The 9058-nt window shown below is 72.1% G+C and carries 10 protein-coding genes; 5 read left to right on the top strand and 5 right to left on the bottom strand.

The features are described from left to right. Both BKE38_RS22060 and BKE38_RS22055 read left to right on the top strand, forming a co-directional pair. Positions 1-1303, top strand: a 1303-nt coding sequence (locus BKE38_RS22060) for an O-antigen ligase family protein (protein ID WP_131829681.1), incomplete at its 5' end; no start/stop codon positions are given. Positions 1304-1654: 351 nt separating this feature from the next. Then, positions 1655-2665: a D-cysteine desulfhydrase family protein gene (locus BKE38_RS22055; protein ID WP_076959391.1), complete on the top strand. Its 1011-nt coding sequence runs from the start codon at positions 1655-1657 to the stop codon at positions 2663-2665. A gap of 59 nt (positions 2666-2724) precedes the next feature. Here the strand turns inward: BKE38_RS22055 and BKE38_RS22050 are convergent, their stop codons facing one another. The 4 genes from BKE38_RS22050 to arsC form a co-directional block, all read right to left on the bottom strand. After that, the gene (locus BKE38_RS22050) at positions 2725-3183 is read right to left on the bottom strand and encodes a CreA family protein (protein ID WP_083747769.1); all 459 of its coding nucleotides are present in this window, start codon (positions 3181-3183) and stop codon (positions 2725-2727) included. A gap of 73 nt (positions 3184-3256) precedes the next feature. Then, a complete protein-coding gene (locus tag BKE38_RS22045; protein WP_076959390.1) occupies positions 3257-3673 on the bottom strand; it encodes a DUF2934 domain-containing protein in 417 nt (138 codons plus the stop codon). A gap of 99 nt (positions 3674-3772) precedes the next feature. Beyond that, the gene (murA, locus tag BKE38_RS22040; RefSeq protein WP_083747768.1) at positions 3773-5110 is read right to left on the bottom strand and encodes a UDP-N-acetylglucosamine 1-carboxyvinyltransferase; all 1338 of its coding nucleotides are present in this window, start codon (positions 5108-5110) and stop codon (positions 3773-3775) included. Between the two features lie 54 nt (positions 5111-5164). Next, positions 5165-5557, bottom strand: a complete 393-nt coding sequence (arsC, locus tag BKE38_RS22035) for an arsenate reductase (glutaredoxin) (protein ID WP_242662540.1) — start codon at positions 5555-5557, stop codon at positions 5165-5167. A 260-nt stretch (positions 5558-5817) separates the two neighbouring features. On the opposite strand from arsC, the gene BKE38_RS22030 reads away from it, so the two are divergent. Together BKE38_RS22030 and BKE38_RS22025 are read left to right on the top strand one after the other, a co-directional pair. Continuing rightward, positions 5818-7167, top strand: a complete 1350-nt coding sequence (locus BKE38_RS22030) for a globin-coupled sensor protein (RefSeq protein ID WP_076959389.1) — start codon at positions 5818-5820, stop codon at positions 7165-7167. Positions 7168-7309: 142 nt separating this feature from the next. Beyond that, on the top strand, positions 7310-7606 hold the full coding sequence (locus BKE38_RS22025) for a hypothetical protein (protein WP_076959388.1): 297 nt from the start codon (positions 7310-7312) through the stop codon (positions 7604-7606). A 29-nt stretch (positions 7607-7635) separates the two neighbouring features. Here the strand turns inward: BKE38_RS22025 and BKE38_RS22020 are convergent, their stop codons facing one another. Continuing rightward, the gene (locus BKE38_RS22020) at positions 7636-8091 is read right to left on the bottom strand and encodes a carboxymuconolactone decarboxylase family protein (RefSeq protein ID WP_076959387.1); all 456 of its coding nucleotides are present in this window, start codon (positions 8089-8091) and stop codon (positions 7636-7638) included. 235 nt (positions 8092-8326) lie between these two features. On the opposite strand from BKE38_RS22020, the gene BKE38_RS22015 reads away from it, so the two are divergent. Next, a partial coding sequence (locus tag BKE38_RS22015) for a hypothetical protein (RefSeq protein WP_207553640.1) occupies positions 8327-9058 on the top strand: 732 nt, incomplete at its 3' end.

Below are 9058 nucleotides of genomic sequence, written 5' to 3'. Positions count from 1 at the left end.
CGCGACGGCAGCGTTCCGTGCCGGCCCCGCGCCCGGCACGCCATGGCCGCCGCTGGCCCATGCCGTGCTGATCTGCATCGGCATTTTTCTTTATGCCGGCGCCCGCATTGCGCTGAACGCGAATGACCCCACCGAGAATCTGGGCAATGTCGATCCGCTGAACACGCTGTTCCAGCTGGTCATCCTGGCCGGCAGCCTGGTCGCCACGGCCTTCCACTGGCGGCAGAGCGCCCGGCTGGCGCTGCGCTTCTGGCCCTTCCTGGTGCTGGTGGCGATGATGATGGCCTCCAGCCTGTGGTCGCAGTCGCCGGCCAATTCGTTCCGGCGGTCGCTCGCCTTCATCACCATGATGCTGTTCGTCGCCTCCGGCGTCGCCGCCTTCGGCATCACCCGGATGATGCGGCTGATCCTGGGCACCGTGCTGTTCATCGTCGTCGCCAGCCTGGGCGAGGTCGTGCTGCGCCCGCAGATCGGCTTCGACACCGGCGACTATGCCAACGCCATCCGCGGTGTCTTCGTGCAGAAGAACGGCTTCGGCATGGCGCTGCTCGGCGGGGCGATGGCGCTGTCCTACCTGGTGCTGGAGCGCAAGCGCCTGCGCTGGACCGACGGCGCCATCCTGCTGGCGCTGCTGGTGATGCTGGTGCTGTCGCGCTCCACCACCTCGCTGCTGCTGACCATGATGACGGCGGCGGCCACCGTCGCCTTCCTCTGGCTGGACCGCGGCGGCTTCTGGATGGCGGCGATCTGGCTGGCCCTGGCCCTGGCCGCCGTCATCGCGCCGCTGATCTACGCCGCCATCGGCAGCGAGGGCCTCTTCGAGATCCTCGGCAAGGATTCCTCCCTCACCGGCCGCGTCTATATCTGGGCCGGGGTCTGGGAGGCGATCGGCGACCGCCCCCTGCTCGGCTACGGCTATTCGGCCTTCTGGATCATCGGCTCGCCGGGCGTGAACGCCATCTGGGCCGCGGTCCAGTGGGAAGTCCCGACGGCGCATAGCGGCTATCTGGAAGTGCTGCTGCAGCTCGGCTGGATCGGCGCCGCCCTGGTCATCGCCATGGCCCTCGGCACCGCCCTCTATGCCGGCATGGCCCTGTTCCGCGGCCCCCGCCGCCGCGGCATGTGGATGCTGCTGCAGCTGGTGATCCTGCTGATCCTGAACTACAGCGAAAGCGCCCTGCTGAACCCGGACCTGCAGACGGTGTTCTGGATCATGATGCTGCTGGCGCTGCAGGAACGCCCTCCCACGCCGCGTCCGACGCCGGAATGGCGGCGGCGCGGGTTCGTCGCCGTCAGGGGCTGAAGGAAAGGCAGGGACGGGCCAGGAGAATGAATTCCCCCGCGGCGCAGTGCGCCGCGCCCGTTCTTCTTCCTGTCTGATGACCATGTCCAGGTGGCGGCAGCGGTCGGAGCGGCCCAGCGGCAGCGCGACCTGCCAGCAAGATGCATCAAAACAGCCTCCCGCCCTGATGCCCTGGTACCCCTGGTGGCGAGGCGCAGGCTCCCCCACGGCCGGTGATCAGAAAGAAGATGGGGGTCTGGGGGAATTCATTCCCCCAGCCTTTCCTTGTCGCCTTTCCCCCGTTGTCTCTCCCCTTGTCATCCGCCGAAGACAGCGCGCTACTGCCAGCCCACGGTCTGAGAGCCTCGCCCGATGTCGCATCCGCTGCTTGCTGCCTTCCCGCGCCTGTCGCTGCTCGAGGGTCCGACGCCCATCCAGCGTCTGCCCCGGCTGGAGGCCGCGCTGGGCGGGCAGGTCGAGATCCATGTGAAGCGCGACGACCTGATGGGGCTGGGCGGCGGCGGCAACAAGCTGCGCAAGCTGGAGTTCCTGCTGGCCGATGCGGAGGCGCAGGGGGCCGACCGCTTCATCACGGTGGGCGGGCTGCAGTCGAACCATGCGCGGCTGTCGGCGGCCGCCTGCAACCGGATCGGCCTGCCGGTGACGCTGGTGCTGGGACGCAACGTGCCGCGCGGCGACGCGGCCTATCAGCGCAACGGCAACATGCTGCTGGACCGCATCCTGGGCGCCGAGGTGGTCATCGCCCCCGAGGGCATCGAGGCCATCGAGCATGCGACGGCGCTGGCCGAGCGGCTGACGGCCGAGGGGCAGAAGCCCTATCTGGTCGGCTCGGGCGGGTCCTCGCCGGTGGGCTGCCTGGGCTATGCCGACTGCGCCTTCGAGATCGCGGACCAGGAAAAGTCGCTGGGCTTCGGCTTCGACCAGCTCCTGCTGCCCTGCGGCAGCACGGGGACGCAGGCCGGGCTGACCGCCGGCTGGGCGGCGCTGGGGCGCGATCCGCGGACGATCCGCGCCTATACCGTGCTGCATCCGGTGGAGAAGGCAGTCGATCTGGTCGCCGAGAAGGCGGCGGCGACGCTGGCCATGCTGGACCCGGCGGCGAGGCTGGACCCGGCCGTGATCGACGTGCAGTTCAGCGCCCGCGGCCCGGCCTATGGCATGCCGATGCCGGCCATGGTCGAGGCGCTGGAGCTGGTGGCCCGCACCGAGGGCCTGCTGCTCGACCCGGTGTACAGCGGAAAAGCCTTCGCCGGGCTGCTGGCCGACCTGCGCGGCGGGCGCTGGAAGCCGGGCAGCCGGCTGCTGTTCCTGATGACCGGCGGCGCGCCGGGCCTCTACGCCTACGAGAAGGAGTTCGCCTGAGGCTTAGCGGATCGTGTGATTCACGCCTTTCGGCGAGTCCGCCTCAGGCGATCACACGATCAGCGGTTCTCCGCCAGCGGCACCGCGGTGACGCTGTTGAAGGGCGAGCCGTCGACGATCTTCGTGCTGGTCACCAGATAGACCAGCACGTTCTTGTCGCGGTCATGGATGCGGGTCACCGTCAGCGCCTTGAACAGCGCCGAGCTGCTCTGGCGGAACACCGATTCCGTCTGCGGCAGCCCGGCCGGCGCCGAGACCGGCCCGGTGGCGCGGCAGGCGATGCTGAAGCGCGACGGGTCCTCGGCCAAGCCCACCCAGCCCGACAGCCCGCCGGTATCGGCGCGCGAGACATAGCAGGAGACATTGGCGACCCGCGGGTCGTCATAGCGCTCGACCACCACCTTGTCGTTCGGGCCGACCAGGCGGAAGGTCGTGCTGACCTCGCCGACGCGGGTCTGCGCCAGAACCGGCGAGGCCAGCAGCAACACGGCGAGGGTGGCGCAAAGGCGTCGGATCATGGCGTCACGCTCCAAAAGGTCCGGCCAAAGGATCGGGCGGGCGTCGCATCGCCGCGCCCTGCCCGGCAAGGCCTCAGCCCTTCTTCTTCGCCGCCGGCTTCTTCTCGGTCTTGTCCTTCGCCGCCGGCTTCGCGGCGGGCTTCTCGGCCTTGGCGGCGGCCGGCTTCTTCTCGGCCGCCGGCTTCGCCGCCTTGGCGGATGCGGCCTCGGCGGCGGCGGGCTTCGGCGCTGCGGCGGCCTTCTTCTTCGGCGCCAGGTCGGTCTTCGGCCCCTTGCTCGGATCGGTCAGCGACGGCGGGTCGCTGGCCGGGAAGCTGTCTTCCAGCTGCTCGTCGAGCTCCCGGGACTCGGCCTCCAGCTCGGTGCGGGCCTGGTGCCAGTGGCCATGGTCGTTGCCATGCGGCCGGCCGGCCTTCTCCCACAAGGCATGGGCACGGTCGCGGATTGCCTCGTCGGAGGGCGGCTTCGGGGTCTTGGCGGGCTTGGCCATGGCGCAGGTCCTGTCTCGAGCATGCGGACGGAGGGGGCGCCGCTGCGACGCCCCCGCAGGCTCAAGCTCGCATCCCGGGGCAGGGTTGCCCAGCGCCCTTCAGAAATCCCCGCGTCGCAGCGCAGCGCCGCAGCCGGAAAGTTTGGCGACCATGCCGTCATAGCCGCGGTCGAGATGGTCGAGGCCCTCCAGCAGGCTGTCGCCCTCGGCGGCGAGCGCGGCCAGCACCAGGGCGGCGCCGGCGCGGACGTCGGTGGCCAGCAGCCGCGCGCCGGTGAGCTTCGGCACGCCGCGGATCCAGGCGGTCTGGCCGCGCAGCGCGATGCGCGCCCCCATGCGGCGCAGCTCGTCGACATGGCGGAAGCGCTGCTCGAAGATCGCCTCGGTCACCGCGCTGGCGCCGCGGGCGCGGGTCAGCAGCGCCATCACCGGCGATTGCAGGTCGGTGGCGAAGCCCGGGAACGGCGCGGTGCGGACATCGATGCCCTGCAGCCCCCCCGCCGCGCGCCGGGCGACGACGCCCTCGGCCCCGGCTTCCATCTCCACGCCGGCGGCCTGCAGCGCCGGCCCTGCCGCGGCCAGGGCCGCAAGGTCGCCGCCTTCGAGAAGCAGCTCGCCATCGGTGGCGGCGGCGGCGCAGGCCAGCGTGCCGAGCTCGATCCGGTCCGGCATCACCGCATGCTGGGCGCCGACCAGCGCCCGCCCGCCCGCGATCACCAGCGTGTCGGTCTCCAGCCCCTCGATCGCCGCGCCCATGCCGATCAGGCAGCGGGCCAGGTCGGCAATCTCCGGCTCGCGGGCGGCGTTGCGCAGCGTCGTGGTGCTGCGCGCCAGCACGGCCGCCAGCATCAGGTTCTCGGTGGCGCCGACCGAGGGGAAGGGCAGCCGGATGTCGGCGCCGGTGAGGCCCTGCGGCGCGCGGGCCTCGATCACGCCCTGGTCCAGGGTGATGGTGGCGCCCATGGCGCGCAGCCCGTCCAGGTGGAAGTCGATGCCGCGCAGCCCGATGGCGTCGCCGCCCGGCAGCGGCAGCCGGGCCTGGCCGCAGCGGCCGAGCAGTGCCCCCAGCAGCAGCACCGAGGCGCGCATCCGCGCCACCAGCCCCGCCTCGATCGCCTCCGGCCGCAGCCGGTCGGCGCAGGCGGTGAGCACCAGGCCACGCGCGCCGGCGGACCAGGACAGGCCGACGCCGAGCCGCTGCAGCAGCCCGGCCAGCACCGCGACATCCAGGCTGGCCGGCAGGTTGCGCAAGGTCACCAGATGCGGCGTCAGCAGCACCGCCACCATCAGCGGCAGGGCGGCATTCTTGGCGCCGCTGATCGGGTAGCGGCCCTGCAGCCGGGCGCCGCCCCGGATCAGCAGGCGCTGGCCGGCCGCCGGGCGCCACCAGGGCGCGGCCTCCTGCAGGGCACGGTCGTCGGCGGCAGTGGCGGTCATGGCGGCGGCCCGGGAGCGGTTCGGGCCGCAGCTTAGCCAGGCTGGGCGATGGCGTCAGCCGGGCAGGATCTCCCGCACGGTCTCCGGCGGGCGGCACAGGCGGGCGCCCTTCTCGGTGATCACCACCGGGCGGTTCATCAGGATCGGATGCTGCGCCATGGCGGCGATCGCGGCGGCGTCGGGCAGGCCCGCCGGGTCGCCCAGGCCGAGCCCGGCGAAGGCCGGCTCCTTGGCGCGCAGCAGGTCGCGCGCCGGGATGCCGAGGCGCGCCACCAGCGCGGTCAGCGCCGCGGCATCCAGCGGGGTCTTCAGGTATTCGACGACCACGGGCGCGAGGCCGGCCTCGCGCAGCAGGGCCAGCGTGCTGCGCGAGGTGCCGCAGCGCGGATTGTGCAGGATGGTGACGGTCATGCCGGCATTCTGGGCCGCGGCCACGGCGATGGCCATGCAACTTCCGGCCACGCCCAGGCTTTTCGCTGCCGGCGGTTCCGCTGCCCGCGCCCGGCCTGCCCGCCGGCGCGCCATCTCATCGGCGCGGCGCAGCCCCCCGCGATCGCCCGCCCCGTCAAATTGTTGCTTTGTCTTGAATAAGCGCCAGAGTGGCAACTCTGACAGCGTTTTGATCCAAGCATAAGCAAAGCGGCAACAAAGCAGGGCGATTGCTCGGGCCTGACCATTCCGCCCCTGGATCCAGAGGTTCCCCTCCCATGCCCGGCCTGAACGACACCGCCCAGCAGAAGCGTGAGCGTGCCTTCGACCTGACCGCCGAGGCGGTGGCGCTGCTGCGGCAGCAGGCCGGCTTCGCCCGCGCCGAACTGCCCGCCCTGCTGGAGCGGCTGCACGACGCCTTCCGCCCCTGGCCGGAGATTCACGCCGCCCTGCAGGAGCCGGCGGTGCACGGGCCCCGGCTGGCGCATTGGACGCGGGTGATCAGCGGCGAGTTCGGCGAGGGCTACGAGGCTTCCGCCCGCCGCCTGGCCGAGGCGCTGTATTCCCGCCAGGTGCCAGCCTTCGCCGTCACCATCTGCCACGCGACCGTCGCCCGCGGCGTCTGCCAGGCGCTGCGGCAGGCGGCGGGCTCGCCCTCCGGCCTGCTCGCCGCGCGCCGCATCCGCGCCCAGGCGGCGCTGGAGAAGGCGATCACCGATGCCGCCTGGATGGATCTGGAGCTGCTGCTGGAGACCTATGCCGCCGCCGAGCAGGCCGCCCGCCGCGCCGTGCTGGACCAGCTGGGCGCCGCCTTCGCCCGCGACGTGCAGGGGGTGACCGCCGGCGCCGCCCAGGCCACCCGCCAGCTGGAAGGCGCGGTGCAGGTCATGGCCGGGGCCGCCGACCGCTCGACCAGCGATGCCGACGGCGCCAGCCGCGCGGCGCGGGAGGCGGGGGAGAATGTCGCGACGGTCGCCGCCGCGACCGAGGAGCTCAGCGCCTCGATCCAGGAGATCTCGCGCCAGGTCGCCGAATCCGCCGGCATCGCCGACCGCGCGGTGGAGCATGCGCGGCAGACCGACGGCGTGGTCCAGGCCCTGGCCGAGGCCGCCGGCAAGATCGGCGAGGTGGTGATGCTGATCAACGGCATCGCCGGCCAGACCAATCTTCTCGCGCTGAACGCCACCATCGAGGCCGCCCGCGCCGGCGAGGCCGGCAAGGGCTTTGCGGTCGTGGCCTCCGAGGTGAAGAACCTGGCCAGCCAGACGGCGCGGGCGACCGAGGATATCCGCGCCCAGATCGGCCAGATGCAGCAGGCCACCGGCCGCGCCGTCAGCTCGATCCAGGAGATCGCCGGCACGGTCGGGCAGATGGGCACGGTGGCCCAGGCCATCGCCGCCGCGGTGGAGCAGCAGGGCAGCGCGACGCAGGAGATCGCCCGCAGCATCCAGCAGGCCGCCGCCGGCAACCGCCTGGTCAACGAGCTGATGCAGCAGATGCGCCATTCGGCCGATGCCGGCCGCGCCGTCGCCGGCGATGTCGGCGCCGCCAGCAGCGCGCTGGGCGGCGAGATGCAGCAGCTGGACCGCTCGGTGGAACGCTTCCTGGGCGAGATCCGCGCGGCGTAGGCGGATCGGGGCCGGATCATCACCCCAGGTGATGGCCGGCATCACCCATCAGAGTTTCCGATCGATGGGAATGTGGTCCATCTTCCTCTCAGACGGCGGGGCACCCCCGCCACCCTGAGACACGAAGACAAGGACCACCATCATGACCCGCATCGCCGCCCTCCCCGCCCTGATGCTCGCCGCCGGCCTGGCGCTGGCCCCGAGCCTCTCCCAGGCCCGCGACCTGCTGGAGAACACCAACAACGCCTCGGCCACCGGCAGCCCCTTCGCCTATTCCATGCCGGTGACCCAGAGCCGCGATCAGGGCCTGCCGCTGGTGGTCGGCAACTCGGCCAGCCCCAGCGAGCGGCCGGCCAGCGTCGCCGCCACCACCAGCCGCCACGCGCCGCTGTCGATCGTCGTCGGCAACAGCGCCGGTGCCAGCAGCTTCGGCGGCTGACCCGACACGGCCGGCACCCTCACGAAACGCTAGCCGGCCGCGCCGCCCGGGGGAGCCTCTCCCCCGGGCGTTTTCCGTTCGTCCACCACCGTCTCCCCCAAGGTCTCGCAGTGCCGCAGCACCTCGGCGCCGGTCAGGTTCCAGCAGGTGATGCCGCCGACCATGACGGTCTGCACCAGCCCCTCGGCCAGTTCCGGCAGGGTCAGCCCGGCCTTCACCGCCGCCGCCGCATGGTTCTTTGCGCCGTTGGTCTGCCCGACGACGGTGTCGAGCAAAGCAAAGATCAGCTCCTTGGTCTTCAGGTCGAGCGCGCCGCCGGCCGCCGGGCCGCGCATGACGAAGTCGCGCATCAGCGCATAGCCGGCGAAGGCGCCCGGGGCGTGCCGCTCCATCAGGCGGAAGTTCTCCGGCACCCGGCCGAAGGTGGCCATGAAGCTGTCGATGCCCTTCTGCCGGGCGGCGGCGGCGATCTCGTCATCGGTCATGGGCGGGCTCCTCGGCCAGAATGATCCGCTATCGATTCATCATTTTTGCTGCCCGGATGGAACCATCGTGCGATTTTTTCCGTGCTATGGCCGCGATCGCTTTCTTCCGCAAAGACTTGCCCGGATGACACGCACTGCGTGCCATTAAGCTGCAACGCAGCAAGGATTCAGCTTCGATTAATGAATTCCCGGCAAGTCCCTCTGCAAAGACGCTGTCGCATCCGGGAACCCTTTCATGCGCATCCGCACGCTGCTGCTGGCGGCCTTCGCCGTCATCGCCCTGCCCGGCGCCGCCGGGCTGACCTGGCAGGCCAGCCGCGCCTGGACCCTGTGGCAGAAGGCGGAGCGCGCGACGGTCTCCACCGGCGTCGTCTCCGACGCGCTGCGCGCCTATACGGCGATCGCCGTCGAATCCGGCGTGCTCAGCGCCAGCGCCCGCACCGGCCGCGCGCTGGAGGCCGAGCTGGCCGCCGCCGCCCGCGCCACCGACGCGGCGCTGAACGCCGCCCGCGCCGGCCTGGCCGAGGAAGGGCTCGACACCCGCCCGATCGACGAGACGCTGCGCGCCCTCGGCCAGATCCGCCGCCGGGTCGCCGAATCCGCTGCCCGCACCCCGGGCCAGGCCGACGCGCCACTGGTCGCCGCCATCCTGGCGCTGCGCAGCGAGGGCACCGGCCTGGTCGACAGCGTCGCCCGCGCCGCCGAGGCCCGCATCAGCGAGGCCGCCCCCGCCGTCGCCCTGCTGACCCAGACCGCCCGCCAGGCCATGGCCGTGCGCGAGGAGGCCGGCGCCCGCAGCCTGCTGATCAAAAACTGGCTGGCCGGCGGCGCCGTCGATGCCGCCCGCGTGGCGCAGGGCCTGGCCTTCGCCGGCCGCATCGACCATGCCTGGGCCTCGGCGCAGCGGCTGGTGGAGGCGGCGAACAACCCGGCTTTGACCGCCGCCCTGGCCCGCACCCGGGACGAG

It is taken from the genome of Teichococcus deserti (genome assembly GCF_001982615.1).
In the GTDB taxonomy this organism is placed as follows: domain Bacteria; phylum Pseudomonadota; class Alphaproteobacteria; order Acetobacterales; family Acetobacteraceae; genus Pseudoroseomonas; species Pseudoroseomonas deserti.
This window is presented reverse-complemented; position numbering and strand designations above follow the sequence as displayed.

Bases quoted from the DNA above. Each gene is read 5' to 3' on its own strand.
- BKE38_RS22055 (WP_076959391.1), top strand. From the start codon at position 1,655: ATGTCGCATCCGCTGCTTGCTGCCTTCCCGCGCCTGTCGCTGCTCGAG.
- BKE38_RS22050 (WP_083747769.1), bottom strand. From the start codon at position 3,183: ATGATCCGACGCCTTTGCGCCACCCTCGCCGTGTTGCTGCTGGCCTCG.
- BKE38_RS22045 (WP_076959390.1), bottom strand. From the start codon at position 3,673: ATGGCCAAGCCCGCCAAGACCCCGAAGCCGCCCTCCGACGAGGCAATC.
- murA (WP_083747768.1), bottom strand. From the start codon at position 5,110: ATGACCGCCACTGCCGCCGACGACCGTGCCCTGCAGGAGGCCGCGCCC.
- arsC (WP_242662540.1), bottom strand. From the start codon at position 5,557: ATGGCCATCGCCGTGGCCGCGGCCCAGAATGCCGGCATGACCGTCACC.
- BKE38_RS22030 (WP_076959389.1), top strand. From the start codon at position 5,818: ATGCCCGGCCTGAACGACACCGCCCAGCAGAAGCGTGAGCGTGCCTTC.
- BKE38_RS22025 (WP_076959388.1), top strand. From the start codon at position 7,310: ATGACCCGCATCGCCGCCCTCCCCGCCCTGATGCTCGCCGCCGGCCTG.
- BKE38_RS22020 (WP_076959387.1), bottom strand. From the start codon at position 8,091: ATGACCGATGACGAGATCGCCGCCGCCGCCCGGCAGAAGGGCATCGAC.